The sequence below is a fragment of the Streptomyces sp. NPDC050732 genome, from assembly GCF_040654255.1.
Classification (GTDB): Bacteria; Actinomycetota; Actinomycetes; order Streptomycetales; family Streptomycetaceae; genus Streptomyces.
In genome coordinates this window covers 36,362-62,731 of record NZ_JBFAHP010000037.1, presented here as the reverse complement: position 1 = coordinate 62,731, position 26,370 = coordinate 36,362, and the positions used below count along the sequence as shown (strand labels likewise).

Sequence of the window (26,370 nt, the reverse complement as noted above, 5' to 3'; positions counted from 1 at the left end):
TTGCACTGCACGTTCCAAAACTGTACGGTACCGGCATGGCCCGACCGAGGAGTTTCGACGAGGAGCGGGCCCTGGACGCGGCGATGCGCGCTTTCTGGGCGAACGGCTACGAGGCCACCTCGACCCAGGACCTGTGCGAAGCCACCGGCCTGGGCCGCAGCAGCATCTACAACACGTTCACCAGCAAGCACGACCTGTTCCGGCGAGCCCTGACCCGGTACATGGACATGATGAACACCTCCCAGATCGAGATCCTGGAGGACGTGGAGCGGTCGGCCACGGACCGCATCCGCGCGCTGTTCGCCCGGGTCATCGACGGAGAGTTCGAGCACCGCGAGAACGGCCACAGCATCGGCTGCCTCACCGTCAACACCACGGTCGAACTGGCCGGGCGCGACCCCGAGGCCGCCGACCTGCTGGAGCGCGATCTCGCGGCGCGGCTCGCCACGCTGCGCGCCACGATCCGGGCCGGTCAGCAAGCAGGCGACATCACGCTCCGACGGGCCGCCGACACGCTCGCCGCCTATGTCAACGCGGTCATCGGCGGCATGCGGGTCTCCGCACAGGGCGGCGCCGACCGGGCCACCCTGGAGGCCATCGCCGAGACCGCGCTGGACGCCCTGGCGGTCCGCTAGCAACACCGATCCCGCCCACCCCCTCAACACCTGGCTGCGCTTGCCGCACGCGCCTCGCCTCGCCGCGCCTTTTCATGCCCTAATTCTGTACTGAATCATCCAAAACTTGTCCGACAGGAGCACTCCACCATGCCCCGCGCCGTATACGTCCTGGCCCTCGGCATCTTCGCCATGGTGACCAGTGAATTCGTGGTCGCAGGACTGATGCCGCAGATGGCCGACGGACTGGACGCCACGATTTCCGAGATCGGCTATCTCATCACCGCATTCGCCGCCGCCATGGCCCTCGGCGGGCCCTTCCTCACCGTCGCCGTCCTGAAGATGCGTCAGAAGTCTGCCCTGATGCTGTTGTTCGGGATTTTCCTCGCGGGCAACGTGCTCGCGGCGGTCGCGCCCGACTACCGCACCATGCTGGTCGCCCGCGTGCTCACGGGCATCGCCTCCCAGGCGTTCTTCGGCGTCTCGATCTCGCTGGCCTCCGGCCTCACCCGGCCCGAAGTGCGCGGCCGCGCCGTCGCGGTGGCCCTCAACGGACTGATGCTGGGCACGCTGCTCGGCCTTCCGTTCGCCACCGTCGTCGGTGAACACCTGGGCTGGCGAGCCGCGTTCTGGGCGATCACCGTCCTGACCGTGGGCGCCGCCGCGGCCACGCTCATCGGGGTGCCGAGCGGCGCTGACGCCGAAGGCGAGGAGAGCGGCAGCCTCCGACAGGAGCTGCACGCCTTCCGCAACCCACGGCTGTGGCTCGTCCTCACCACGAGCACCTTCGTGATCGGCGCGACGTTCTCCGCCTTCAGTTACCTCAACCCGATCCTCACCGAACTCACGGGATTCGCCACCGGCACCGTGCCGCTGCTCCTCATCGCGTACGGCGCCGCCACCGTCATCGGCAACACCGTCGTCGGCCGGCTCGCCGACCGCCGCACCGTCCCCGTGCTCGTCGTCGGCCTCACGCTGAACCTGGCCTTCCTCGTCGGGTTCGCGCTCTTCGCCCGGCTGAGTGTCCCCGCCGTCGTGTTCATGCTGGGCATCGGCCTGGTCGGCGTCACGATGAATCCCGCTCTGGTGACCCGCGTCCAGCGCACCGGCAACGCCCGGTCGCTGGTCAACACGGTCCACTCGTCCTTCATCACGCTCGGCATCATCATCGCCACGTCCGTCGGCGGCCCCGCCATCGACACGTTCGGGCTGCGGGCGCCGCTGTGGATCGGCGCCGGCCTCGCCGCACTCGGCCTGCTCTCCCTGCTGCCGGACCTGCTGCGCGGCCGGGCCGCGGCCGCGAGGCGGACCGAGCCCGCCGACACCGTGCGCGAATCCGCGGACGACGTGCCCCAGCCCGTCTGACCCGCCTGACCCGCCTGGCCCGTCTGACCGTCCACCTGTCCTGCCCCAGGGCTCCGGCCCGGCTAACCGTCCGCCTGGCCCAGGGCCCCCAGCGGGTCGTCGAGCACCGGCTGCCAGGCCAGCTCGGCGGCCCCCACCAGGCTGTTGTGGTCCAGCGTGCAGGCCAGGATCGGGACGCCGCCACTGCGCCCCCACAGGCTCCGGTCCGCGACGACGGCGCGCAGCCGCTCCGGGTCGGCCTCCAGGAGGGCGCGGTGCAGCCCGCCCAGGATGATCCGGTCGGGGTTGAGGATGTTGACCAGACCGGCGAGCCCGAGGCCGAGCCGGTCGATCAGCGCCTCGGTGGCGGAGCGCACCGACGGGTCGCCGTACGCGTTCCGGATCAGGTCGCGGGCCTGCACGAGCAGTCCCTCAGGACCCGGCTCGCGGCCCGCCTCCGTGAGAAAGGCGAGCGGGTCCGTCTCGACGTCCAGACAGCCCCGGCTGCCGCAGTGGCAGGGGCGCCCCTCGGAGTTCACGGTGAGGTGCCCCACCTCCAGGGCGAGGCCCGAACTCCCGGTGTGCAGGCGCCCGTCGAGGACGAGGGCACCACCGACACCGCGGTGCCCTGTCGCCACGCAGAGCAGGTCCCGGGCACCGCGGCCCGCGCCGTGGCGGTGCTCGGCGAGAGCGGCGAGGTTCACGTCGTTGCCCGCGAAGGCCGGCCCCGTGATGCCCGCGTCCCGTACGCGGTCCGCGAAGATCTCGCTGACCTGCGCGCCCGCGGGCCACGCCACGTGCAGCGGGTTGAGCGCGGTGCCCTCCGGCTGCGCGACCGCCGAAGGCACGGCGAGGCCCGCGCCCACACACCGCCTGCCGGTCTCGCGCAGCAGCCGCGCGCCCGCGTCGACGACCGACCCGAGCACCTGCGCGGGGTCGGCGTCGACGGTCTCGCAGCCCGGCGCGGTCGCCACGATGCTCCCGCCGAGCCCGACGAGCGCCGCCCGGAAACCGTCGGCGTGCACCTGCGCCGCGAGCACCACGGGCCCCTCGTCGGCGACGGCGAGCCGGTGCGAGGGCCGGCCCTGCGAGCCCGCGGCCGCGCTGGGCTTCGCGTCGATCCGGATCAGCCCGAGCGCCTCAAGCTCGGCGGCGACGGCGCCGGCCGTGGCGCGGGTGACGCCCAGCTCGGCGGTGAGCACGGCACGGGTGGGCGCACGCCCGGTGTGGACCAGTTCGAGCGCGGGCCCCAGCGCGCCGCGCCCTCGCTCCAGGCGGGTACGCGTGGTCACTTCCCCCTCGGCACGGGGGTCAGCCTTGCCGTTCATGAGGGCGAGTCTCCCATGATCCGTACACGGCCTCGCCGTTCAGCCGTCATCTGTCCGTTCCTCCCCCGCACCGTCGCGTGAGACGTGGCGCCCGTTTCGTACGCGGCCGCACAACTGCCTTGTACACGACCCGCGCCGCACCCTACCCTGACTTTGTGCCGCTACTAAACAAACTCGGGACCGCAGCCCCGCGACCCTCCGTCCCCGCCCCCTCCCCCGACCTCCGCCGCCTACGCATCGCACTGACCGTCTTCTTCGCCCTGGACGGCTTCGTCTTCGCAGGCTGGGTCGTCCGCATCCCCGCCATCAAGGAACAGACGGGAGCCTCGGCCGGTGAGCTGGGGCTCGCGCTGCTTGCCGTCTCCGCCGGGGCCGTGGTCACCATGACGCTCACCGGGCGGCTCTGCCGGCGCTTCGGCAGCATCCCGATGACGGTGGCGTGCGGAATCGCGCTGCCGCTGAGCGTCGCACTGCCGCCGCTGACGGGCTCGGTCCTCGTCCTCGGTCTCGTACTGCTGTTCTTCGGGGCCGCGTACGGCGGCATCAGCGTGGCGATGAACAGCGCCGCCGTGGACCTCGTGCGGGCGCTCCGGCGGCCCGTGATGCCCAGCTTCCACGCGGCGTTCAGCCTGGGCGGCATGCTCGGCGCGGGCCTCGGCGGACTGGTCGCCGGGCACCTCTCCCCCACCCCGCACCTGCTCGGCATCACCCTCATCGGCCTCGCGATCACCGCCGTGACGGCGCCCGCGCTGCTCCGGCACGGGGCGGCGGCCGGGCTGGGCGGAGCCGCCGATGCGGCCGAGGGCAGGACTACGGACAACGCCGCCGACGCCTCCGCCGCGCGCGGCGGTTCGTCCCGCATGGACCGCCGCACCCGCGGACTCGTCACGGTCTTCGGACTCATCGCGCTGTGCACGGCGTACGGCGAGGGCGCCATCGCGGACTGGGGCCCGCTGCACCTGGAGGAGGACCTGCACGCGCACCCGGGCGTCGCCGCCGCGGCGTATTCGTGCTTCGCCTTCGCCATGACGATCGGCCGGCTCTCCGGCACCGCGCTCCTGGAGCGGCTCGGCAGGACCCGCACGGTGGTCGGCGGCGGTGCGACGGCCTGCGCCGGGATGCTGCTCGGCGCGCTGGCCCCGTCGACGGGCCTCGCCCTGGCGGGGTTCGCCGTCACCGGGCTCGGGCTCGCCAACATCTTCCCGGTGGCGGTCGAGCGCGCGGGCGCGCTCGCGGGCCCCGGCGGGGTCGCCGCCGCGTCGACGCTCGGCTACGGCGGCATGCTGGTCGGACCGCCGCTGATCGGGTTCATGGCGGACTGGTACTCACTGCCCACCGCCCTGACGAGCGTCGCGCTGCTCGCCGCCGTCGCCTCCGTCATCGGCCTCGCGACACGCCGCACGGAGACCAAGGAGACCACGGGGGCCGCAGTGACTACGGGGACTGCAGGGGCCCCAGGGGCCGCAGGGGCCGCAGGGGCCACGGAGCGTACTCGGACCGGCAGTGGAACCACGGAGCGTACCGAATCGGTCTGACATCACCCGGAGGTTCCGGTTCCAGCCCGCGCCATCCGACACAATCCCCCCATGGATATTTCCGAACACATACAAGTCGTGGACAGGGAAGGCGGGTTGCTGGCCCTGGCCGCCTCGGAGGCCGGGACCGACGCCAAGGTCCCCACCTGCCCCGACTGGCAGGTCAGGGACCTGCTCCGGCACACGGGGATGGTGCACCGCTGGGCCGCGGCGTTCATCACCGAGCGGCGCACCTCGTACCGGCTCGGCGGTGAACTCCCCGACCTGGACGGCGAAGAGCTCGTCGACTGGTTCCGCGAGGGGCACGCCGCGCTCGTCGAGACGCTCACCACGGCGCCGCCCGACGTCGAGTGCTGGGCGTTCCTGCCCGCTCCTTCGCCGCTGGCCTTCTGGGCCCGGCGGCAGGCGAACGAGACGACCATCCACCGGGTGGACGCCGAGTCCGCGCGCGCGGGCACCCCGTCGCCGATCGACGCCGACTTCGCCGTGGACGGGATCGAGGAGCTGCTGCTCGGCTTCCACGCCCGCGAGCGGAGCCGGGTACGCAGTGACGTGCCGCGCGTGCTGCGGGTGCGGGCCTCGGACACGCCGGACGAGCGGAGCTGGACCGTACGTCTCTCCGACGGGCCGCCGGTCACGGAGCGCGGCATGGCTGCGCCCGCCGACTGCGAGGTGTCCGGGCCCGCCGCGCGGCTCTATCTGGCGCTGTGGAACCGGCTGCCGTTCCCCCAGGTGACGGGCGACCGCGCACTGGCGGCGCTGTGGCGGGAGAGGTCAGCCATCGTCATGGGGTGACCGGGGCGGCGCCAGGGAGGCGACGACAGGGAAGGTCGGCGACAGGCGTGGCCGTCAGTCGGCGGGGGCGTCCAGCATCCGTTTGAGGACTGCCCGCTGCAGGGGCCGCACCTCGTGGTACCGGGCGCGCCCCTTGTCGGTGAGGGAGACGCGTACGCCCCGCCGGTCCTCGCTGCACATGCCGCGCTCCACAAGGCCGTCCTTCTCCAGACGCCCGATGAGGCGGGACAGTGCGCTCTGGCTCAGATGGACCTGCGCGGAGATCTCCTGCACACGGAACGTACAGCCGCCGTCGTCCGAAGACCCCTCGGCCAGCACGTCCAGGACCTCGAAGTCGCTCGCCCCGAGCCCATGGGGGTGCAGCTCCCGGTCGAGCTCGCACAGAGTGCGCGCATGCACCGCGAGGATGTCCCGCCACTGATCCACGAGCCCTTGCTCGGCCGTTTGCGCCGCCATGACACGCACGGTAGCAGAGATCGACCGATTGATTGCACCAGCATCTATTGCACATGCATTTACATGTGCCGCCCATCGGGTCATTCGATCGGGCCATACATATGCGGCGCCCGCTCCTGCCTGACGCTTGTCCGCCGGGTTTGAGCGCCGCACACTTCAAGGATGAGGCGACGGACACAGGCCGAGCGCGACGCCGACACGGTCGAGATCGCCTACGCCCTGTTCGTCGCGACGTCCCTCGCGGGCTGCACGCTACTGGCCGTGGCGTCTCCGGCGTTCTTCTTCGGTGTGCGGTCGCCCGGCGAGGGCACCCTGGTCAGGGCCGGTCTGATCGCCGGGGCCGGTGTCTTCGTCACGACCCTCGTGACGATCCTCGTACGACACCGGCGCGCGACGCGTCAGCCCAGCCAGCCGGGTCGGACGAGCCCCGACTCGTAGGCGAGGACGACGAGTTGGGCGCGGTCCCGGGCGTTCAGCTTCACCATGGCCCTGCTGACGTGCGTCTTGGCGGTGAGCGGGCTGACCACGAGGCGGCGGGCGATCTCCTCGTTCGAGAGGCCGATGCCGACCAGGGCCATGACCTCCCGCTCCCGTTCGGTCAGCGCGTCCAGGGCGTCGGCGGCCGCGGGCTCCTTGGAGCGGGCCGCGAACTCGGCGATGAGGCGGCGCGTCACCCCGGGGGAGAGCAGCGCGTCACCCGCGACCACCGCCCGTACCGCGCGCAGCAGTTCCTCCGGTTCGGTGTCCTTCACCAGGAACCCCGACGCTCCGGAGCGGATCGCCTCGAAGACGTACTCGTCGAGCTCGAAGGTGGTGAGCATGACCACCTTCACGTCCTTGAGGCCCGGCTCGCCGGTGATGCGGCGGGTGGCGGCGAGCCCGTCGAGCCGTGGCATGCGGATGTCCATCAGGACGACGTCGGGGCGCAGTTCCCGCACCAGCCGCACCGCCTCCTCGCCGTCCGCGGCCTCCCCGGCGACCCTGATGTCCGGCTGCGCGTCGAGGAGCGCCTTGAAGCCTGCCCTGACCAACGACTGGTCGTCGGCGAGCAGTACGCGGATCACTGGTCCTCCCGGGGTGCGGTGCGGGCCTCGGGATCGCGGCCCGCCCCCGTCGGCAGTACGGCGGTCACGCGGAAGCCGCCGTCCGGACGCGGGCCCGCCTCGATCGTGCCATCGAGGGCGGCGGCCCGCTCCCGCATCCCGGCAAGTCCGTTGCCGCTGCCGCCCGCCTCGGAGGCGGTGGCGGGCCCGTCGTCGTCGATCCGCAGGGTGAGCGACGCCGTTCCGTGGCGCACCAGCACGCGCGCGTGGCGTGAACCGGAGTGACGTACGACGTTCGTCAGCGCCTCCTGCACGATGCGGAACGCGGCGAGGTCGGTGCCCGGCGCCACCTTCGCCCCGGCGCCTTCGGTCGTGACCGCGACCGTCAGCCCCGCGCTCCTCGCCTGCTCGACCAGCTCGGGCAGCCGGTCGAGGCCCGGTGCGGGGGCGCGCGGCGCCTCCCCGGGGGCGCGCAGAGTGCCGAGGACCTGCCGCACCTCCCCCAGCGCCTCCTTGCTCGCGGCCTTGATGGTGGTCAGCGCGGTGCGGGCCTGTTCCGGGTCGGAGTCGAGCAGCGCGAGACCGACCCCCGCCTGGACGTTGATGACAGAGATGCTGTGCGCGAGGACGTCGTGCAACTCCCGCGCCATTCGCAGCCGTTCCTCGTCCGCGCGCCGCTCGGCGGCCCGCGCGCGCTCGGCCCGCTCCTTGGCCCACTGCTCACGTCGTACGCGGCCGAGCTCGGACACGGCGACGATCGCGACGACCCAGACAGCGGCCACGAGTTCCTCGCCCCAGGGCCTGGGGCCGTCGTCAGCGGGCGGCAGCCACTCGTAGAGCCAGTGCGCGATCAGCAGATGTCCCGCCCAGAGTCCGCCGACGACGCCCCAGGCCGCGCGCCGGTGCCCCGCGACGATCGCGGCGAAGCAGCCCACGGCGACGGCGAGGAAGACCGGCCCGTACGGGAACCCTGCGCCGATGTAGACGAGGGTGAGCCCTGCCGTGGCGCAGACGACGGGCACGGGGTGGCGGTGCCGCAGCAGAAGGACCGCCGTGGCCAGGAACAGCAGCACCCGCGCGAAGGGGCCGAGGTCCGCGCGCTCGGCCTGGCCGTGCCCGGCGAACCCGGAACCGACCTGCACGAAAACGGTGAGCGCGGCCGTCGTCAGCCACGGCAGCCGGCGGCGCGCGGAGTCCCCGGCACCGGCACCGGGCCCGGCATCGGCCCCGGAGTTCCACCAGGGTGGCCCGCCGCCGGGCCCGCGTTCGCGCTGCTCGTCCATGACGGCCACGCTAGACCGGCGCGGGCCCCGCGGGCGTCCGACGGGCGTGGCGGTCACGCGTACTTCCGAGGGAGTAGACGTGACGTGAGACGAACCGATGAGACGTATCTGAGGAGCCGTATCGGAGAAGCCATATCTCCGGAGACGTATCGGAGAATCCGTATCTCCGGAGACGTATCCGGGAAGACGTATCCGAGTACGTGTGGCGGGGCATAGTGGCACCCGTGGACCCGCCTTGTCAGAGAAACGCGCCCGCAGCCCGGAGCGATCTTGGATTCCTGGCCTCCGGCGACCCGCGGGGATAGGTTGAAACGCAGGCACCTGCTGAAACCGGCAGGTACCCGTCGGGACCGGCCTGTACGGTCGGTTGCGGAAACACAAAGAGGTGGGGGCCGGCCTGCGGCCGACCCCCAGGGTGAGCGCGTCAGACCAGACGGCTGATCTGCAGGGTCAGATCCAGCGCCATCTGGATCAACATGACCACCAGACTCCAGTACGTCCAGTCTGACGACTCATCGAGCTTGCGCATTGACCACCCTCCTTTCTCTTCCGGGACGTCCTCGGAAAAGTTCGGGGGTGGCTGCTCGATCTGCTCGATGACTCGCGAGTCACTCTATGGGTGGCCCCTTCGCCGCTTCAGCAGTTTGCGCCGCATTACGGAAGTTGTACGCGCGAAAGCCAGAAGTAGCTGATAATGCCGCGCCGTTGGGGCCACTCTCCGCACCCAGTAGCGGGCAGCGCTCATCCCAGGGTGAGCAGGACGACCGCCGCGACCGCTCCCACCAGGCCCCTCGTCTGCGCCCGGGTGACTCGTTCGCCCAGCACCGCGAGCCCCAGTGCCGTCGGCACCGCCGGATACAGGGAGGCCAGGACGACGGCGACAGCCAGCATCTGCTGCTGGGTGGCCCAGAAGTAGAGGATGAGCCCGAGGGCCGCGCCCGCACCGATCAGTACGGCAAGGGCGAGGCCGGGCAGCCCGGCGGGCCCGGCCCCGGGCTTGGGCCCGGGCCCAGCCCCAGGCCCCGGTCGGCGGAGGGCGGCGGCGTATCGGCACGCGTTCGGCAACAGCAGGAAAACCGCCGCGAGGCGTCCGGCGGCCACGGGCCACACGCCGCTCGCCGCACCCGCCTGCGCGAGCCCGATGTACTGCACCGCCACGCCCGCGCTGGCGATCAAGCCGTCCACGGGCACGCGCGCGGAGGGCGCCGCACCGTCACCGCCGCCCGCCGAACCTTCCCCCGAACCACCTGCCGCACCGCCCGCCGATACGAGCCAGAGCGCCGGCACGGTGACACAGATGCCGAGCCAGGCCAGTGGCGTGGGCCGGTCTCCCAGGAACAGCACACCGCACAGCACCGACAGCGCCACTCCCGTGACGGCGCTGACCGGGATCACGACGCTCATGGCGCCGCGGCTGAGACCGCGGTTGAGGAACTGCATCGCCACGGCGCTGCCCACTCCGGAGAGCGCTCCCCACGCCACGTCCGCGAACCGGACCGCCTCCGCGGGCACCGCGAGGGCGATCACGAGGGCGAGAAGCAACCCTCCGATCTGCCCGAGGAACGTCACCACCGTGAAGTGGATCCGGCGTGACAGCAGGCCCCCGGCGAAGTCGACGATGCCGTAGCAGGCCGCGGAGGCCAGTGCGAGAAGAGCGCCCATTCTTTGCGGGTGCCCCTCGGTTCACTTCTGACCCGCCCCTACCGCACAGCCCCACTACTCCCGCTACTCCCCCTACTCCCCCTACTCCCCCTACTCCCCCTACTCCCCCTACTCCCCCTAGTGAGTGTCAGCTCTGCCGCAGCAGCCCCACACCGTTGGCCAACTGCCGCACCGCGTGCGTGAAGAACGCCGACCGTTCCTCGACGAGGCGGTTGAACTGCCCGAACACCTCGAACCCGACGAGCCCGAAGAGCTGCGCCCACGCCGCGACCATCGCCGTGATCGCCGCCGGCGGCAGATCGGGCGCGAGGTCCGCCGCGAGCCGCTCGCCCTCGGTGCGCAAGGTCCCCGGCAGAGGCTGGAGGGCGATGCCCCGCCCCTGGTGGGCGTCGCGCACGATGTCGATGAGCAGTTGGCCCACGCGCGCGGCGGCCCGGACGGTCGAGTCCGGCGCGCTGTAGCCCGGGACGGGCGAACCGTAGATCAGCGCGTACTCATGCGGATGCTCCAGCGCCCACGAACGCACCGCCTCACACACCACCGTCCACCGCCGCACGGGCTCCTCCGTGGCGACACCGGCGTGCGCGGCCTCGGCGGCAGCCCCGAGAGAGTCGTACGCGTCGATGATGAGCGCGGTCAACAGGTCGTCGCGGCTGGGGAAGTAGCGGTAGAGCGCGGACGACACCATGCCGAGCTCGCGGGCGACGGCACGCAGGGAGAGCTTCGCGGCACCGTCGGCGGCCAGCTGTCTGCGCGCCTCGTCCTTGATCGCCGCGGTGACTTCTTCGCGGGCACGGGCCCGCGCTCCCTTGGTGGCGCTGGTGCTGCTCATGCGGGCCAGTGTGCCATGGGGTTGGAGCACTGCACACGGTCGAGAGCAGCGCACACATTCAAGAGCGGCGCACTCGGGCGACGGCGGCGCACACCGTCGAGAGTGGTGCACACCAAAGTGAGCGGTGCACACAAAAGCGAGCGCTAGCCACTTTCGAGAGCACTGCTCTTGCTTCAGAGTGCTGCTCTCATGCACACTGCTCTCAAGCGAGAGCACCGCTCTCGGAACCGGCTCCGCCCCGGCGCGGCGCGGCCCAAGGAGGCCCCAATGTCTTCGACATCCGCCACTCCCTCCCCGATCACCCCCTCAACCCCGTCAGCCCGATCTGCCCCGTCTGCCCCATCCGCCCCCTCCCCCCACTACCTCAAGGGCGGCCGCCTCAACGTCCGTCTGAACAGCGTGATCGGCTGGCTGGCGCGGCACGGGATCAGCCTCATGGGCAGTGCCGAGCTCTCCGTGCGAGGCCGTAAGAGCGGCAAGATGCAGCGCGTCCCCGTGAACCCGTATGCGCATGAGAGTGACGGCGGCCAGTACCTCGTATCGGCGCGCGGGCACTCGCAGTGGGTGCGGAACATGCGCGCGGCCGGCGGTGGGGAGTTGCGGGTGGGGCGCAAGGTGCGGGAGTTCACCGCCGTGGAGGTGCCCGACGCCGAGAAGGTGCCGCTGCTGCGCGGCTATCTGGAGAAGTGGGGCTGGGAGGTCAACCAGTACTTCCGGGGCGTGACCGCCGCCTCCTCCGACGAGGAGATCCTGGCGGCCGCGCCCGACCACCCCGTCTTCCGGATCACCTCCGGCGCCGGGCGGTCGCGGAAAGGACGGTGAGGCGGGAAGAGCCGGTGGCCGACTAGCGCTCCCGGGCCTGGAGTGCGCGGCCCACCATCGGATGGGTACGGACCAGCTCGCCCAGCGTCGTCGAGCCGCGGGTGATCTTCGCGAAGGCGTTCCACGCGGGGCGGAAGCCCGTGATCGCCGTGTGCAGCATGCCGGGGCGGCGCTCGAAGGTCTTGAGCATGCGGCGTCCCACACTCATCTCCACGCCGAGGCCCGCCTTGATGGCAAAGGCGTAGTTCAGGGCCTGGCGGCGGGCGTCCACCGCGTCGTGTGCCTCGGCGATCCGGACCGCCCACTCCCCCGCGAGCCGTCCGGAGCGCAGCGCGAAGGAGATGCCTTCGCGGGTCCACGGCTCCAGGAGTCCCGCGGCGTCGCCACAGACGAGGACCCGGCCGCGGGAGAGCGGCGAGTCGTCGCTGCGGCACCGCGTCAGATGCCCGGAGGAGATGCTGGGCTCGAAGCCGGCGAGGCCGAGCCGGGCGATGAAGTCTTCCAAGTACCGCTTGGTGGCCGCGCCTTCGCCGCGCGCGGAGATCACGCCGACGGTGAGGGTGTCGCCCTTGGGGAACACCCAGCCGTAACTGCCCGGCATGGGGCCCCAGTCGATGAGGACCCGGCCCGCCCAGTCCTCAGCGACGGTCTCCGGAACCGGGATCTCGGCCTCCAGGCCCAGGTCGACCTGGTCGAGCTTCACGCCGACGTGCGCGCCTATGCGGCTGGCGCTGCCGTCGGCGCCGACCACGGCGCGGGCCAGGACGGTCTCGCCGCCCTGCAGCACGACGGCGACGGTGCGCCGGTCGGGCACCTCGGGTCCGTGCTGCTCCACGCGCGCGACGGTGACGCCGGTGCGGAGCTCGGCGCCCGCCTTCTGGGCGTGCTCGACGAGCTGCTGGTCGAACTCGGGACGGTTGATCAGCCCGAAGAGCATCTGCCGGGAGCGGCGGGTGCGGGAGAACTTGCCGTCGAGGGTGAACGTCACCGCGTGCACCCGGTCCCGGAAGGGCAGCTCGAAGCCCGGCGGCAGGGAGTCGCGCGAGGGGCCGATGATGCCGCCGCCGCACGTCTTGTAGCGGGGGAGCTCGGCTTTTTCCAGGAGGAGGACGGTGCGTCCCGCGACCGCTGCCGCGTATGCCGCCGAGGCACCGGCGGGACCGGCTCCGACCACGACGACGTCCCACACGTGCCGGGTGTCGTCCGCTGAGTTCTCGCTGCTCACGTTGGTCTACCGCTCCTGATCCCGCTGTTGGCCGCGCTTTCCCCAGGCATCCTACGGCGGAGGTCCGGCGGCGCCGCCTGTGGGAGGATCACATGGACCCACACATACAACGTCGCACCTACGAGGAGCGTGCCCATGTCGCCCGATCCGATCGCCGAGACCGTCGCCTCACTGATGCCGAAGGCGAAGGCGGAGCTCACCGAACTGGTGGCGTTCAAGTCGGTGGCGGACTTCGAGCAGTTCCCGAGGAGCGAGAGCGAGGCCGCCGCCAACTGGGTGGCCGACGCGCTGCGCGCCGAGGGCTTCGAGGACGTGGCGCTGCTCGACACCCCGGACGGCACGCAGTCGGTGTACGGCTTCCTGCCGGGCCCGGCGGGCGCGCCGACGGTGCTCCTCTACGCGCACTACGACGTGCAGCCGCCGCTCGACGAGGCCGCGTGGGCCACTCCGCCGTTCGAGCTGACCGAGCGCGGCGGCCGTTGGTACGGCCGGGGCAGTGCCGACTGCAAGGGCGGTGTGATCATGCACCTGCTCGCGCTGCGCGCCCTGAAGGCGAACGGCGGCGTCCCCGTGAACGTGAAGGTGATCGCGGAGGGCTCGGAGGAGCAGGGCACGGGCGGCCTGGAGCGGTACGCGGAAGCGCACCCGGAGCTCCTTGCGGCCGACACGATCGTCATCGGTGACGCGGGCAACTTCCGGGTCGGTCTGCCGACGGTGACGTCGACGCTCCGCGGCATGACGCTCGTCCGCGTCAGCGTCGACACCCTCGAAGGGAACCTGCACTCCGGGCAGTTCGGCGGCGCGGCCCCGGACGCCCTCGCCGCGCTGGTGCGTGTCCTCGACTCGTTGCGCGCCGAGGACGGGACGACGACGGTCGACGGTCTCACGAGCGACGAGGCGTGGGACGGACTGCAGTACGACGAGGCCGTCTTCCGCAAGGACGCCAAGGTCCTCGACGGTGTCGAGCTGATCGGCACGGGAACGGTCGCCGACCGCATCTGGGCGCGGCCCGCCGTCACCGTCCTCGGTATCGACTGCCCGCCGGTGGTCGGCGCGACGCCGTCGGTGCAGGCGAGCGCGCGGGCGCTGATCAGTCTGCGGGTGCCGCCGGGCGTGGACGCGGCCGAGGCGACGAAGCTGCTCCGGGCGCACCTGGAGGCGCACACCCCGTGGGGTGCCCGGGTGCGGACCGAGCAGATCGGGCAGGGCCAGCCGTTCCGCGCGGACACGAAGAGCCCGGCGTACGCGGCGATGGCCGAGGCGATGAGCGAGGCCTACCCGGGGGAGGAGATGCAGTACGCGGGGCAGGGCGGTTCCATCCCGCTGTGCAACACCCTCTCGTCGCTCTACCCGAACGCGGAGATCCTGCTGATCGGCCTGAGCGAGCCGGAGGCACAGATCCACGCGGTCAACGAAAGCGTGTCGCCCGAGGAGCTTGAGCGGCTTTCGGTGGCCGAGGCGCTGTTCCTGCGGAAGTACGCGGCTAACTGACCGGTGCGGCACGGGGGCCCGGCGATGTGCTGGGCCCCCGAGGTGCCGCGCTCGGCTGTCCGCCGGGGCTATCCGCCGATCGGAACGCCGGCCTCCAGATAGAGCGTGACCCCGCGCTCCCGGGCGCGCAGCGCCCACCGCAGCCGTTCGTAGCGTACGGCGGGCAGCAGGTCGGCGGCTTCCTGCTCGGTGACGAAGCGCCAGCCGCGGAGTTCAGGCCCCGGCAGCAGCAGGCGGACCGCACCGCTGTCGAGCCGTCCGCCGTCGAAGAGGAACCGCATCCCTCCGTAGCCGGGCGGGTTCGGCGGCTCCCAGTCGGCGACCAACAGGCGGGGCGTGTCGGTCAGTTGGATTCCGGTCTCCTCGGCGACCTCGCGCACGCCCGCGCACGCGGGGGCCTCGCCGGGCTCGACGACGCCGCCGGGGAACTCCCAGCCCGCTTTGTACGTGGGGTCGACGAGCAGCACCCGGTCCTGTTCGTCGAAGAGCAGCACCCCGGCGGCGAGTGTCTCCGCGGTGGGCTCCGGTGTCTGCACGATGTCGCAGACGGGCGCGGTTCCGCTGCGGACGGCGTCGGCGACGTGTTCGGCGGTCTCGTAGGGGGTCAGGGTGCTGGTGTCGACGAGGTGGGCGTCCACGTCGAGCCAGGCGGCGCGGGCGGCGCGGTACGGCTCGATGTGGTCGAACGACCACTGCCGTACGCGCAGGTCGCCGTCCGGGAGGTCCGGCGGCACGGGCCGGCCGGCTATTCGCTCGCGCAGGATCGTTTCGTCCGGGGCGAGCAGGACGTGCCGTACGGGAATCCTGCGCGCGGCGAGGCCACCGAAGATCTCGTCGCGGTACTCCTGGCGCAGCAGCGTCATCGGCACCACGAGGACGCCGCCCACCTCGGCGTACAGGGCGGCAGCCGTGTCGATGACCATGCGGCGCCAGATCGGCAGGTCCTGATAGTCGCTCACCTCGTCGAGGCGCTTGGGCGGCAGCAGGTAGGGCAGCGCCCCGCCGATGACCTCGGGGTCGAAGAGTGTGCTGTTCGGGATCAGCTCGATCAGTTCCCGTGCGGCGCTGGTCTTTCCCGCACCGAACGCGCCGTTGATCCAGACGATCACGGTTCCCCCTCTTCTGTTGGCCCCCTGTGGCTTGCCCGCAACACCCTGCCACGGAAACCCGGCGCTGTCGGGAGCGCAGTCACCCGCGGCACAGCGGTGTCGCGACGCCTCTGGAGTCTCCGCCACCCGCCCCCAGTAGACGCAAGCCGACACGTCAAGAAATTCGCCTCAAGTTCACCCCAATGTGTGGTGGCGTCCTTCATGAATCGTTCCCTCACTCCGCAGCGCCCCAGTCGTCGCTAGCGTTCTCCGACAGGCACCCCGGCCCCCGGTGTCCTGATGACTGGCACACACCGGTTGCGCCACGCTCCCCCGGGAGCACCTCGGCGCCGGCGCTGGGGGGGATGGATGCTCCAACACGAACTGCTCGAATACGCACGCGAAGACTGCGACCACGCTCCAAGGGTGTACGGACTCGACCACGCGATCGTGATCGAGATGCACGGAGAGCTGGACGTCGTGGCCTACCAGCGGATGGCTCCGCTGCTGGACGCCGTGACCGCGGGGTCCGAACCCCTCGTGATCGTCGACCTGACCCCGGTCACCTTCCTCGACTGCTCCGGGCTCTCCCTGCTGATGCGGGCCCACCGACGGGTGACGCACAGAGGCGGCCGTCTCCGTCTCGTCTGCACGCAGCCGATGACGCTGCGCATGTTGCGCGTCACGAAGCTCATGTCGGTCCTGTCTCCGGCACCGACGCTGGAGGCGGCACTGGAGGCGGCGCTGCGCGAACCGCAGAAGCACGACGCGGACTGACTTCCGACTGGCTTCCCTACCTGGGCGTGACCGTGATCGTCACGTACCCCTGTCCCGGTCCCGCCGTCCTGGTCCACGGCTTGGTCCGGAGTGTCGGCAGCCTGCCGTGGTCGAGGGCGAACCGGGGCAGCGATACGTCGAACGTCGCCGCTATCGCGTCCAGGGCACGGCTCTCGTCCGAGCGGTCGGTGGCGGGCCCTGCGGGGTCCGGGAACAGGTGGCCGGGGGAGAGCGCGGCCGGGAGGTCGCCCCACTCGTGCCGTTCGGCCCCGTGGACCGTGAAGCCGTACCGCTCCGCGCCGTCCTCGGCGCAGGCGAAGTGGAACAGGTCCTGCCGCCACCAGACCGTGAGGGCACGGGTGCCGCGCGACAGCTCGGCGCCCGGGTGGGCCAGGCGGTCGGGGTTGAAGTCGAGCCGCCGGGCCGACTCGAAGGCGAAGCTCCAGCCGTCCCGGGCACCGATCCGGGCCACGGGGCCCCGGCGCCCCGGCTGCTGTCGGGGGAGTTGGGAGAACTGGAGTTCCCAGACCTCGGCCTCGTTCGCCACCGGCTCCAGCGGTCCGGTGCCGAACCGCTCCGCCAGTTCCTCAGGAGGCACGCCCTCGACCAGGACGAACCGGTACGTGTCCCGGCGCGGTCCGCCTCTCGCGTCCCGGGCCAGCCATCCGAGCCCGTCACGCGCCGCCTCCGGGTCGGCCGCGGACCCGGGCGCGGGCACGGACGTCGCCCCCGCGCCATCACCCCGCGGGGTGATCAGCAGCTGTCGACTCCGCTCCGGTGTGAGGACCGGCCCGAGCACGGGATCGCCGAGAAGGCCGAAGGGCGCCACATGGTCCTCGCCGTACGGCTCCCACTGCGGGACCGCCGCCGCGATCGTCCGCCAGGCGCCGTCCGTGTCGCCCCAGCGCGCCAGTTCCCTGGCCTCTTGGACCGCGCGCCCGAAGGGACCGGGCGAGGCGTACTCGTACGTGCGCCGCCTGATCTGTTCCAGGACGGCCTTGGCACGCTCTCTGTCCGTGGCGTAGTCATCGGTCACCGGGCCGAGTACGAAAGCGTCGTCCATGCGGTGTTCGCGCAGGTGGTCGCGGACCTTCACCGGCAGGACCTCGCCCGCGTACAACGGATCGTCCATGCGTGGGTCGACCGGCACCCAGCCCCGCCCGTGGAGCAGCACCCGGAGCTGTGCGGCCAGCAGGCCCGCGCGCGGCCTGCCGAACTCCCCCACCTCGTCGAAGACGGTGAGCGCCGCGTCCAACTCCCCTCGCAGGCAGGCGAGTCGGGCCTGCTCCACCTTGTCGTCGAGCTCCCGCGTCACCCCGTTCCCGAAGTCGGCGTCGCCACCGCCCAGGCGGTAGAACTCCTTGTACATCTCCTCCATGAAGACGCGGAACGATCCGTACCGATCGGGGCCCTCGCCGCTCCACCCATGGCGTACGTACACCGCCCACTCGCCGTCGGCGTCCACATCGCCGGGGTCGAGCAGCACGTCCGTCATGTCCGAGTCGACCGCCAGCTGCAGGGCCCGCCCCCACATGCCGTTCCGCAACACCTCCTGCTCGGTGGCGCTCTCGTCCTGGTGTTTCTCGTACATCTTCTGCAGGTCGTACGGATCTCCGTACGAGGTGATGTCCTCCGCCCCCGCCAGCAGGTAGACGAAACCGCCCGCGAAGCGCCAACCGTCCGTCGTCTCCAGGAAAGAGCGGAGGGACGGCGGCAGCGGCACGTCTATTCCGAGGCCCCGGACTCGCTCCTCCAGGTCCGCGAGGCGTGCCGGGTCGGCCGGCCCGAACCCGAGCCAGCGCCCCCGCACGATGTCCTCGTCCAGCTCCTCGAACTCCTCCGGCTCGCTCGCGGCCAGCGCGTCCAGCCATTCCTCGCTCCACCGCTTGAGCAGCGGCCCCCACTCGAAGATCTCCATGCACGCCATCGTGGCATCCACCACTGACAGTGACGGTGCGCCCGGGCCTCATTTGCGCGGATTCGCCGGGCAGGCGACATGCACCCGCACCGTCGCCCCTCCCGCGGACGCGCTGTGGATGTCGTGGGTGGTGTACGGCTGGCCCGGCAGGATCGGCCGGTCACATCGGGCGCAGAGCACCGCGGGCCTCCCGGACCTGCCGCTGGAGCAGTCTGCCGACGGGGCAGTACTTGAAGCGCTGGCAGACCGCGCATTGGTCGAGGTGATCGAGGAGCCGGCCCTGTCTCTCGACGGCGGACGCCCGCGTCATGCCGCTCCCCCTTCGACCTGTTCCCCGGTCTCTGGCCGACCCGTCTGAGGGTGCCGCACTTTCATGGTGACTCCGCGTTGCTTGATCAGTCCTGACGTGACCGTAGAACGCCGTAGGGCAAAGCGCGGCACCCAATGTGCGTGTCTCGTGCCCTTCATGCCGTCCTTCATGCCGCTGGCGTCGGGGTGCGTGAACACCCGACGCCAGCGGCGGCGCAGGGGCGTGCTCGGTCGGGGGTGCCGAGTCGTTCCCTGCGCCGGGTACTTCGCCTTCGGGGGCGGTTCTGGATGCAGTACGCGGCAACGAAGCGGTCTCGGCCCTTCCTCTCGCCGTCCTCGACCAGCGCGCAGGTGCCGCTCGAAAGCGGCAGGCCAGGCCGCTTGGACGTGCAGCCTTGGATGCAAGGCGGTCAGCTGGTCCCTCAACTGACGAGCCAAGATGACGATGCTGGACAGCGTCGCTCGCTGGTTCTCGGACTGGACAGCCGCCTGGCGCTGGTCGCGCCACAGCTCCAGTAGCACATCGCTGTCGTCGGCCATCGGACCACCCCATACGAGGCATACCCTCGTGCCGTACTCAGGACCAGAGGCGCACCACGACGTCCCGGCCGGGTCGCGCGGCGCGGCAGTCTTCGCCTGTCGGTGGCGATCAGGTCAGAAGACGCTCGAAAGATGCTCGGAGGTTCCTTGAATGGTAGCCGGTGGAGACGATTCGGGATCCGACGGATCTCCCCCATCTTCAAGCGAAAACCAGGCCGACGCGGAGTACGTTCGGCGCGCCTATCAGCAAGCGATGGATTGGTACAAGGTTTCGGAATCCAAGGCGCAACTGATTCTTACGCTCAACGGCTTGCTGGTGACTCTTCTTTTGGGAGCCGTCGCAGGCAACGCTGCGAAGGAGCGTGAGTTCGCCAAGATATCGGGCGTCGAGACGTGGGTCTTCTTTCTTGCCTCCGCAGGCGCACTTGCCGGGGCAGTGGCCTGTGCGGCAGCGTGCCTGTGGTCGCTGCATGTGAGGAACACGCGAGGGACTTTCGCTCTCCTCGGTGTAAATCCTGAGGACGTCGACTCCTATCGGCCAGAAGCACTTTGGTATTTCGGGGATCTGGCCCATCTGCAAATGGAACCGGCCGCCTCATTGATCAGTAGGGCCGATCGCGCGTTTGAGACACAAGCTCTCTCTTACAACTTGCTGCACCTGTCGCGTGTCGTGCTCCGCAAGCATCGCTTCGTCAACGCAGGCTGGACATTGACCGCGCTCGCCATCATCTTGCTCATTCTCGGTGGTGTCAGCGTTGTCATACGAACTCAAATCTAGCGCCGAGCGATACCCCCACCCGGCGCGCAGCGTCAACTCCGCGTCGGGTCCCGTTTCCTCGGCCCAGCGTCGGCTCCAGGCGTCCAGTGGGCTCAGCGCGTCGACAAGGTCCTGGCCCAGCTGGGTGAGGTGGTATCCGTCGCCGTGCAGGGCGAGCAGGCGGGCGTCGGACAGTTCCTCGATCCGGGTGCTGAGCACGCTGGAGGACATGCGCTCGCATCGGCGCTGCAATTCGCGGAAGCCGGCCGGAGCTTGACTCAGTTCCCACAGGATCCGCATCGTCCAGCGCCGTCCGAGCAGGACGAGTGCGGCCATCACTGGACGACCCGATTCGGACCCTCGTACCGGCACACCCGGACGGGGCGCTCCGGGCCGCACGAGCCACTCGCGCTGTTCCGCGTACTGCACCGCAACCCGGAGCTGGCCTCACGAACTGCGCTTATGAAGGGGGCGTCCACGCCGCGACCCTGGCGCCGCAGGCCGGACTCAGCACGGAACAACTCCGGGCGACTGCCCGACCCGACGCAGCAGTCAGCGCTCCATGGTCGCCACGCCATACGGCACTGCTCCACGCCGTCGACGAACTGAATGACACGGCCCGGCTCACACAGTCCGCCTGGGATGTCCTGCAGGTGTACTACGAAGAGGCTCAACTACTGGAGCTGCTCGTACTGATCGACTGGTATCGAACCATCAGCTGTCTGGCCAATGGGCTCCTCCTGGAGGAGGAGTCATGGGGTATCCGGTTCCCCGCACGGTGACTACTGCCGTGCCCGGTCTTCTTCTCGTACGTGCCGTTCAACCGAACACAACCGCACGCGAGGGCTGGATCCCACGCCCAAGAGGCACCGCCGTCAAGGGGTTCGGCGCCGGGCGGTGGAACCGGTAACGCTCCCCTTCCAACAGAGTCCAACAAGCCCTACCGTAAGCGCCCGCGTGAGACGTGCATGCAAACCCTCCATCTTCCGCGAGTACGGAGGAACGTAACGATGCGTCATCTTCCCGGCCGCACCAACCGAACCATCCGAACCACTCGCACCATCCGCACCACCCGCCGAAGAGTGATCGGATCGCTGACCGTCGCCCTGCTCTGCGCCGGCGGGCTCGCCGCGCCCGCCGCGGCCCGTGACACCGCCATCCCGTCCACCACCGGGCAGACCGCCGACGCACCCCGCGTGAAACTCCCCGACGGCCTGGCTCTGACCCCGCCCATGGGCTTCAACAACTGGAACTCCACCCACTGCAGAGCAGAGTTCGACGAGGCGATGATCAAAGGGATCGCCGACATATTTGTCGAGAAGGGCCTGAAGGACGCCGGATACGAGTACGTCAATCTCGACGACTGCTGGGCGCTGCCGCAACGCGACGCGAACGGCAAGCTGGTGCCCGATCCGGTGCGATTCCCGAACGGGATCAAGGCGGTCGCCGACTACGTCCACTCCAAGGGCCTCAAGCTCGGCATCTACACCAGCGCGGGCACCAAGACCTGCAACTCCGCGGGCTTTCCTGGTGCGCTCGGCCATGAGCGCAGTGACGCCCAGCAGTTCGCCGACTGGGGCGTCGACTATCTCAAGTACGACAACTGCAACAACCAGGGCGTGGACGCCAAGAAGCGGTACATCGCGATGCGGGACGCGCTGAAGGCAGCCTCCGAGACCACCGGCAGGCCCATCGTCTACAGCATCTGCGAATGGGGCGAGAACAAACCGTGGGAGTGGGCGGCGGACGTCGGCCATCTGTGGCGCACCACGGGTGACATCAGTGACAACTGGGGCTCCATGGTGTCGATCATGAAGCGGAACCTGCCGCTCGCGAAGTACGCGGGTCCTGGCCACTGGAACGACCCCGACATGCTGGAGGTCGGCAACGGCGGCATGACGGACACCGAGTACCGCACGCACTTCTCGATGTGGTCGATCATGGCCGCGCCGCTGCTCATCGGCTCCGACCTGCGCAAGGCGTCCCCCGAGACCTTCGAGATCCTCGGCAACAAAGAGGTCATCGCCGTCGACCAGGACCCGCTCGGCAAGCAGGGCGAGGTCGTCTCGTCCCAGGGCGGGCGGTGGGTCGTCGCCAAGGAGATGAAGGACGGGAGCCGTGCCGTCGCCCTCTTCAACGAGACCGGCACCGCGCAGTCCGTCTCCACGACGGCGAAGGCGGTCGGCCTCCCCGGCGCGGACGCGTACACACTGCGCGACCTGTGGGAGCACAAGAGCTACAACACGGCGGGCCGGATCGCAGCGACCGTCCCGGCGCACGGCACCGTGCTGCTGCGCGTGTCCGCCGGCGGAAAGTGGGCGCACCACCCGCCGGCCGCCGAACTCGGCCTCGACGGCGGCCTGTTCGTGGAGGCGGGCAAGCCCGCGAAGGTCACCTCCGAGGTCGCCAACCTGGGCCGCACGGCCGCCCGGCGGGTCGCCGTGACGCTCGACGCGCCCTCCGGCTGGACCGTGCGGGCGACCTCACCGAGCACGGCACGCTCGCTGCGGACCGGCCGGACGCTCGCCACGTCCTGGACGGTCACCGCGCCCGCGGGCACGCAGCCGGGCCCGTACGACGTGCGCCTCAAGGCCACCTACCGCTCGCCGCACGGCGCGCGGGCCGAGAAGGTGCTGCCGCTCACGGCCCAGGTCGTCGTCGCGCCACCGGCGGGCGGCTCCCTGCTGGGCGATCTCCCGTGGCTGTCGGCGACCAACGGCTGGGGGCCCGTGGAGCGCAACACCAGCAACGGCGACAGGGGCCTCGGGGACGGCAGGCCGATCACCATCGGCGGGAAGGTGTACGCGAAGGGCCTCGGAGTGCACGCGGAGAGCGCCGTCGAGTACTACGCCGGAGCGGCCTGCGAGAAGGTCACGGCGCAGGTCGGCGTCGACGACGAGACGATCGTCAAGGGCACGATCGCCTTCGAGATCTGGGCGGACGGCGAGAAGGCCGCGTCGACCGGAGTGCTCACCAACGCCATGCCCGCGCAGGAACTGTCCGCGGACGTGAGCGGCGCCCAGGTCGTCCGCCTCGTCGTCACGGACGGCGGGGACGGCATCGACTCGGACCACGGCGACTGGGCGGACGCCACCCTGAGCTGCTGACGCAGGGCGCCGAGCGCCTCCGCCCGTCGCCTCAGCCTGTCTTTGAACCCCCGTCGTTCGCGCGGAGCGCGGGCGCAGCGGCGTTCGGTGCGTGCGATCGGCGTGCGTGCCGGGCGTCGGGGCGCAGGCGGGGGATCACAGACAGGCTCTCAGCCCCCCACGGGGTACCGCAGGTCCACGGCCGCGCTCGGCGCCCCGTCGAGCGCGGCCGCCGCCGCTCCCACCAGGCCCGCGTCCGTGCCCGTCAGTGCGGGGGCCACGGTCAGCCGGCGGACGAAGGAGAGCGTGGCGTAGTCCCGGAGGGCGCGGCGCAGCGGCGTGAAGAGCACGTCGCCCGCCTTCGCCACTCCCCCGCCGATCACCGCGATGTCGATCTCGACGAGCGTGGCCGTGGCGGCGATGCCGGCGGCCAGCGCCTGGGCGGCCCGTTCGAAGGAGGCGAGTGCGATCTGGTCCCCGGCGCGGGCGGCCGCCGCCACCGCGGCGGCCGACGTGTCGCCGTCGGCGCCCGGGCGCCAGCCGTTGGCCACGGCGCGGCGTGCGATGTTCGGGCCGCTCGCTATCCGCTCGACGCAGCCGCGCGCCCCGCACGGGCAGGGATCGCCGTCGAGGTCCACGCTGATGTGGCCGATGTGGCCCGCGTTCCCGGTGGGGCCCGGGTGCAGTTTGCCGCCGAGGACGAGGCCGCCGCCGACGCCCGTCGACACCACCATGCACAGCGCGTTGTCGTGGCCGCGGGCGGCGCCCTGCCAGTGCTCGGCGGCGGTCATCGCCACCCCGTCGCCGACCAGGACGACGGGGAGGCCGCCGGTGAGCGCGCGGACGCGGTCGACCAGCGGATAGCCGCGCCAGCCCGGGACGTTGACGGGGCTGACCGTGCCGGCCGACGCGTCGACGGGGCCCGCGCTGCCGATGCCCACGGCCGCCGCCCGGCCCCACAGCTCCCCGCCGGTCAGCTCGGTGAGGACCTCCTCGACCGCCCGCATCACCGTGTCGCCGTCCTCACGCGCGGGTGTCGGCCGCTGGGCGCGCAGGAGAATCCGGCCGCGCCCGTCCACCAGGGCTCCGGCGATCTTGGTGCCGCCGATGTCGAGTGCGGCGACGAGGTCCATGTGCATCTGTGTCGGGTCTCCTGGTGTATCGGCTGTATCGGCAGGCCGGAGAGTGCGAAGGTCAGTCTCCCCCGGATCTGACAACGTTGTCCAGGCCCTATGCTCGTCGCCATATGCTCGACGACTCCGTGGACGACAGGACAGGACTGCGCACCGTGGCCGAGACCGCCGCTCGACGACCCGAGAACCGTTACGGCAACCGGCCGACCATGAAAGACGTGGCCGCGCGCGCGGGAGTCGGCCTGAAGACGGTCTCGCGCGTCGTGAACGGCGAGCCGGGCGTCACGCCCGACACCGAGCGCCGCGTCCAGGAGGCCATCGAGGCCCTGGGCTTCCGCCGCAACGACAGCGCGCGGGTGCTGCGCAAGGGCCGCACCGCCAGCATCGGCCTCGTCCTGGAAGATCTGGCCGATCCGTTCTACGGCCCGCTGAGCCGCGCCGTGGAGGAGGTCGCCCGGGCGCACGGCGCGCTGCTCATCAACGGATCGAGCGCCGAGGACCCGGACCGCGAGCAGGAACTGGTGCTCGCCCTGTGCGCGCGGCGGGTCGACGGGCTCGTGGTCATCCCGGCCGGTGACGACCACCGCTATCTGGAGCCGGAGATCGCCGCGGGGGTCGCCACCGTCTTCGTCGACCGGCCCGCCGGGAAGATCGACGCCGACGTGGTGCTCTCCGACAGCTTCGGCGGTGCGCGGGACGGCGTCGCGCACCTCATCGCCCACGGTCACCGCCGTATCGGCTTCATCGGTGACCAGCCGCGCATCCACACCGCCATAGAACGGCTGCGCGGCTACCGCGCGGCGATGGAGGACGCCGGCATCCCCGTCGACGAGGCGTGGGTGTCGCTCGGCGTCACCGATCCGGAGCGGGTCAGGACGGCGGCCGAGACGATGCTGAGCGGCCCCGAGCCGGTCACGGCGGTCTTCGCGGGCAACAACCGGGTGACGGTCACCGTCGTCCGCGTCCTCGCCGCCCTCGACCGTCCCGTGGCCCTGGTCGGCTTCGACGACATCGAGCTCGCGGACCTGCTGAGCCCGGGCGTGACGGTCGTGGCGCAGGACGCGGCCCAGCTGGGCAGGACGGCGGCGGAGCGGCTGTTCCGGCAGCTCGACGGCGTTGCGGAGGCGCCGGAGCGGGTCGAGCTGCCGACGCGCCTCATCACGCGCGGATCGGGGGAGCTGCCGCCCGCCGGGTGACTCGACCGGCTCGAACCCGCTCGACCGGATCGGCAGGACCGACTGACTCGGCCGACTCGGGGAAGGGAGCCTGTCATGACCACCGCATTGATCATCGGCGACGTCCAGCAGGGCATAGTGGACGGCTACCCCTTCGCCAGGCGTGTCGTGCCGCCGCTCACCGAGCTGATCCCCCGCGCCCGCGCGGCCGGCGTCCTCATCGTGTTCGTGCGCTTCGCGATCCGGGACAACGGATCCGACCTGCCGCCGGGCAACGAACTGTTCAGGACGTTCTACGAAACCGGGGACACCTTCCACGAGGGGTCGGCCGGGACCGGGATCGCGCTGCCGGTCGACGACCAGGACGTCGTCGTGCTGAAGCGCCGCGCCAGCGCGTTCGCCGGCACGGACCTCGAACTCGTGCTCCGCGCGCGCGGCATCAGCACGCTCGCGGTGGCCGGCGTCGCGACCAGCGCGATGGTGGCCGCGACGTGCTACGACGCGGCGGACCGCGACTACCGCGTGACCGTGCTGCGTGACGGGTGCGCCGACGGCGATGTGGCCGTGCACGACTTCTTCATGGACTCCGTCTTCCCCAGCCGGGGATTCGAGGTCGTGCCCTGCGCCGCCTGGCCGGGGGAACGCCTCTGACGGCGGGTCGGCTACGGCCGGAAGGCGACGGCGAGAGCGATCAGCGTGCCGAGGGCCAGCAGTCCGCCGACGGCTCCGAGGACGAGGGCGGTCCGCTGAGCGGCGGGCCGGAGCTCCGTCCAGCCCAGTTCCCCGGCGGCGCCCCGGATCAGGCGGTGGCCGTCGGCGGACGAGAAGGACGTCCGCTCGCTGCCGTCCAGTGAGCGGCTCCATGTCCGGTAGCGGCTCCGGCCGATCTCCACCGTGCTCCGCGGCACTCCGAACGGGCCGCGCTCGTGGGTGCGGACGATGTCCGTGATGGTGAAGGTCTTCTCGCGCGGGCGCAGTTCGACGCGGTAGGTGTGCACCTGTGTGACGCGCCGGCTGATCTGCGGGACGTCCGCGATCAGGTCGAACCCGGGCTCCGTCCGCCGCAACCGGTACGACGTGCCGGTTGCGGCGGCGGTGGCGGCCGCCACGCGGGCGTACAGCGCCTCGGTGCCGCCTGGGTCGGAGGTTCCGTGCAT

Annotated in this window: 24 protein-coding genes and 1 pseudogene; 12 read left to right on the top strand and 13 right to left on the bottom strand. The window is 71.2% G+C overall.

Going from position 1 to position 26,370, the window contains the following annotated elements; translation table 11 throughout:
- Positions 1-35: 35 nt before the first annotated feature.
- On the top strand, positions 36-635 hold the full coding sequence (locus AB0H82_RS29170; protein ID WP_362997907.1) for a TetR/AcrR family transcriptional regulator: 600 nt from the start codon (positions 36-38) through the stop codon (positions 633-635).
- Positions 636-764: 129 nt separating this feature from the next.
- Complete coding sequence (locus AB0H82_RS29165; protein ID WP_362997905.1) at positions 765-1,979, top strand: MFS transporter; 1,215 nt, start codon at positions 765-767, stop codon at positions 1,977-1,979.
- Between the two features lie 62 nt (positions 1,980-2,041).
- On the opposite strand, the gene AB0H82_RS29160 is transcribed toward AB0H82_RS29165, so the two are convergent.
- Positions 2,042-3,286, bottom strand: coding sequence for an ROK family protein (locus tag AB0H82_RS29160; protein ID WP_362997903.1), 1,245 nt, complete (start codon positions 3,284-3,286; stop codon positions 2,042-2,044).
- A gap of 155 nt (positions 3,287-3,441) precedes the next feature.
- Between AB0H82_RS29160 and AB0H82_RS29155 the strand changes: the two genes are divergently transcribed.
- Together AB0H82_RS29155 and AB0H82_RS29150 are read left to right on the top strand one after the other, a co-directional pair.
- Positions 3,442-4,821 carry an MFS transporter gene (locus tag AB0H82_RS29155; RefSeq protein ID WP_362997901.1) on the top strand — a complete coding sequence of 460 codons (1,380 nt, stop codon included), beginning with the start codon at positions 3,442-3,444 and terminating at the stop codon, positions 4,819-4,821.
- Between the two features lie 51 nt (positions 4,822-4,872).
- A complete protein-coding gene (locus tag AB0H82_RS29150) occupies positions 4,873-5,616 on the top strand; it encodes a maleylpyruvate isomerase family mycothiol-dependent enzyme (RefSeq protein WP_362997899.1) in 744 nt (247 codons plus the stop codon).
- 54 nt (positions 5,617-5,670) lie between these two features.
- On the opposite strand, the gene AB0H82_RS29145 is transcribed toward AB0H82_RS29150, so the two are convergent.
- On the bottom strand, positions 5,671-6,072 hold the full coding sequence (locus tag AB0H82_RS29145; protein ID WP_362997897.1) for a MarR family transcriptional regulator: 402 nt from the start codon (positions 6,070-6,072) through the stop codon (positions 5,671-5,673).
- A gap of 162 nt (positions 6,073-6,234) precedes the next feature.
- Between AB0H82_RS29145 and AB0H82_RS29140 the strand changes: the two genes are divergently transcribed.
- Positions 6,235-6,510 (top strand): DUF6332 family protein, encoded by a 276-nt coding sequence (locus tag AB0H82_RS29140; RefSeq protein WP_362997895.1) that lies wholly within the window; start codon positions 6,235-6,237, stop codon positions 6,508-6,510.
- On the opposite strand, the gene AB0H82_RS29135 is transcribed toward AB0H82_RS29140, so the two are convergent.
- The 4 genes from AB0H82_RS29135 to AB0H82_RS29120 all read right to left on the bottom strand — a co-directional run bounded on the left by AB0H82_RS29135 (position 6,471) and on the right by AB0H82_RS29120 (position 10,892).
- Positions 6,471-7,136, bottom strand: coding sequence for a response regulator transcription factor (locus AB0H82_RS29135; protein ID WP_362997893.1), 666 nt, complete (start codon positions 7,134-7,136; stop codon positions 6,471-6,473). The two genes, AB0H82_RS29140 and AB0H82_RS29135, sit on opposite strands and share 40 nt — an antisense overlap.
- Positions 7,133-8,398, bottom strand: coding sequence for a sensor histidine kinase (locus AB0H82_RS29130; protein WP_362997891.1), 1,266 nt, complete (start codon positions 8,396-8,398; stop codon positions 7,133-7,135). Before AB0H82_RS29130 ends, AB0H82_RS29135 begins: the two co-directional genes overlap by 4 nt.
- A gap of 741 nt (positions 8,399-9,139) precedes the next feature.
- Positions 9,140-10,060, bottom strand: a complete 921-nt coding sequence (locus AB0H82_RS29125; RefSeq protein WP_362997889.1) for an EamA family transporter — start codon at positions 10,058-10,060, stop codon at positions 9,140-9,142.
- A gap of 127 nt (positions 10,061-10,187) precedes the next feature.
- Positions 10,188-10,892, bottom strand: coding sequence for a TetR/AcrR family transcriptional regulator (locus tag AB0H82_RS29120; protein WP_362997887.1), 705 nt, complete (start codon positions 10,890-10,892; stop codon positions 10,188-10,190).
- A gap of 267 nt (positions 10,893-11,159) precedes the next feature.
- Here AB0H82_RS29120 and AB0H82_RS29115 point away from each other — a divergent pair, with 267 nt between their 5' ends.
- Positions 11,160-11,714 carry a nitroreductase family deazaflavin-dependent oxidoreductase gene (locus AB0H82_RS29115; protein ID WP_362997885.1) on the top strand — a complete coding sequence of 185 codons (555 nt, stop codon included), beginning with the start codon at positions 11,160-11,162 and terminating at the stop codon, positions 11,712-11,714.
- A 22-nt stretch (positions 11,715-11,736) separates the two neighbouring features.
- On the opposite strand, the gene AB0H82_RS29110 is transcribed toward AB0H82_RS29115, so the two are convergent.
- Complete coding sequence (locus tag AB0H82_RS29110; RefSeq protein ID WP_362997883.1) at positions 11,737-12,939, bottom strand: geranylgeranyl reductase family protein; 1,203 nt, start codon at positions 12,937-12,939, stop codon at positions 11,737-11,739.
- Between the two features lie 135 nt (positions 12,940-13,074).
- Between AB0H82_RS29110 and AB0H82_RS29105 the strand changes: the two genes are divergently transcribed.
- Complete coding sequence (locus tag AB0H82_RS29105) at positions 13,075-14,430, top strand: dipeptidase (RefSeq protein WP_362997881.1); 1,356 nt, start codon at positions 13,075-13,077, stop codon at positions 14,428-14,430.
- A gap of 68 nt (positions 14,431-14,498) precedes the next feature.
- Here the strand turns inward: AB0H82_RS29105 and AB0H82_RS29100 are convergent, their stop codons facing one another.
- Positions 14,499-15,539, bottom strand: a complete 1,041-nt coding sequence (locus AB0H82_RS29100) for an NUDIX domain-containing protein (protein WP_362997879.1) — start codon at positions 15,537-15,539, stop codon at positions 14,499-14,501.
- A gap of 405 nt (positions 15,540-15,944) precedes the next feature.
- Between AB0H82_RS29100 and AB0H82_RS29095 the strand changes: the two genes are divergently transcribed.
- Positions 15,945-16,295, top strand: a complete 351-nt coding sequence (locus tag AB0H82_RS29095; protein ID WP_362997877.1) for an STAS domain-containing protein — start codon at positions 15,945-15,947, stop codon at positions 16,293-16,295.
- Between the two features lie 16 nt (positions 16,296-16,311).
- Here AB0H82_RS29095 and AB0H82_RS29090 read toward each other — a convergent pair whose 3' ends face one another.
- Both AB0H82_RS29090 and AB0H82_RS29085 read right to left on the bottom strand, forming a co-directional pair.
- Positions 16,312-18,213: an SMI1/KNR4 family protein gene (locus tag AB0H82_RS29090; protein WP_362997875.1), complete on the bottom strand. Its 1,902-nt coding sequence runs from the start codon at positions 18,211-18,213 to the stop codon at positions 16,312-16,314.
- A 160-nt stretch (positions 18,214-18,373) separates the two neighbouring features.
- Positions 18,374-18,523, bottom strand: a complete 150-nt coding sequence (locus tag AB0H82_RS29085; RefSeq protein WP_362997873.1) for a hypothetical protein — start codon at positions 18,521-18,523, stop codon at positions 18,374-18,376.
- A 792-nt stretch (positions 18,524-19,315) separates the two neighbouring features.
- On the opposite strand from AB0H82_RS29085, the gene AB0H82_RS29080 reads away from it, so the two are divergent.
- Positions 19,316-19,840, top strand: a complete 525-nt coding sequence (locus AB0H82_RS29080; protein WP_362997949.1) for a hypothetical protein — start codon at positions 19,316-19,318, stop codon at positions 19,838-19,840.
- 54 nt (positions 19,841-19,894) lie between these two features.
- On the opposite strand, the pseudogene AB0H82_RS29075 reads toward AB0H82_RS29080, so the two are convergent.
- Positions 19,895-20,155 (bottom strand): annotated as a pseudogene (locus tag AB0H82_RS29075) (helix-turn-helix domain-containing protein); the annotation flags it as partial.
- A gap of 746 nt (positions 20,156-20,901) precedes the next feature.
- Between AB0H82_RS29075 and AB0H82_RS29070 the strand changes: the two are divergent.
- Complete coding sequence (locus tag AB0H82_RS29070) at positions 20,902-22,926, top strand: NPCBM/NEW2 domain-containing protein (protein ID WP_362997871.1); 2,025 nt, start codon at positions 20,902-20,904, stop codon at positions 22,924-22,926.
- 149 nt (positions 22,927-23,075) lie between these two features.
- Here AB0H82_RS29070 and AB0H82_RS29065 read toward each other — a convergent pair whose 3' ends face one another.
- Entirely contained in the window at positions 23,076-24,044 is a 969-nt protein-coding gene (locus AB0H82_RS29065; protein ID WP_362997869.1) for an ROK family protein, read from the bottom strand.
- A 107-nt stretch (positions 24,045-24,151) separates the two neighbouring features.
- Here AB0H82_RS29065 and AB0H82_RS29060 point away from each other — a divergent pair, with 107 nt between their 5' ends.
- Positions 24,152-25,234, top strand: a complete 1,083-nt coding sequence (locus AB0H82_RS29060) for a LacI family DNA-binding transcriptional regulator (protein WP_362997867.1) — start codon at positions 24,152-24,154, stop codon at positions 25,232-25,234.
- 75 nt (positions 25,235-25,309) lie between these two features.
- Entirely contained in the window at positions 25,310-25,864 is a 555-nt protein-coding gene (locus AB0H82_RS29055; protein ID WP_362997865.1) for an isochorismatase family cysteine hydrolase, read from the top strand.
- An 11-nt stretch (positions 25,865-25,875) separates the two neighbouring features.
- Here AB0H82_RS29055 and AB0H82_RS29050 read toward each other — a convergent pair whose 3' ends face one another.
- Positions 25,876-26,370, bottom strand: a complete 495-nt coding sequence (locus tag AB0H82_RS29050) for a hypothetical protein (RefSeq protein WP_362997863.1) — start codon at positions 26,368-26,370, stop codon at positions 25,876-25,878.